The following is a 657-nucleotide window of genomic DNA, read 5'->3' on the forward strand; positions in this document are numbered from 1 at the left end:
ATCACAGGCAGGGGCGCGGGGCAGGGCAATGAGTGGGGTCTACGCGGTCCGCAGTGAGTTTGACAAGCACATCGGACCGCCGTGCCAGCCCCCTCCCCGGACGCAGGCGGCGGTGCGAAACGAAAACGGGGCCGCGTCGCGGCCCCGTTCTATCTGCCGAATGAACGGCGGAAATATCAGTCGTCGGCCTGTTCGCCGTCGGGCGGGCCCATCTCTGTGGTCGGTACCTCGTCCACTGCGACGTCATCCTCGTCCTCGTCCTCATCCTGCGATGCCAGACCGGACGGCGCGGAGACCTGCGCGATCACGAAGTCACGGTCGATCGTGGGCTTCGCGCCGGCGGGCAGCTTGACGTTGGAGATCGTGGCGCTGTCACCGATTTCCAGTTCCGACACATCGACGGTGATGCTTTCGGGGATATCGGATGCGGTCACGACCAGTTCGACTTCGGGGCGTACCAGCGACAGGACGCCGCCTTTCTTCAGACCGGGGGATTCCTCTTCGCCGGTCACTTCGACGTTGATGAAGAGGTTGATCTTGGTGGTCCGCTTCAGGCGCATGAAATCGACGTGCGTGGGCAGGTCCTTGACCACGTGGCGCTGCACGTCGCGGCAGATCACGCGGACGTCGTCATGGCCGTCGACCTTCAGGTTGAAC

General features: G+C 64.1%; 1 protein-coding gene. It reads right to left on the reverse strand.

Annotation, left to right across the window (positions count from 1 at the left end):
• Positions 1-176: 176 nt before the first annotated feature.
• Positions 177-657: 50S ribosomal protein L25 (locus A3728_RS13235; protein ID WP_067924550.1), on the reverse strand; the 481-nt coding region annotated here is incomplete at its 5' end.

It is taken from the genome of Sulfitobacter sp. HI0040, assembly GCF_001634885.1.
Classification (GTDB): domain Bacteria; phylum Pseudomonadota; class Alphaproteobacteria; order Rhodobacterales; family Rhodobacteraceae; genus Sulfitobacter.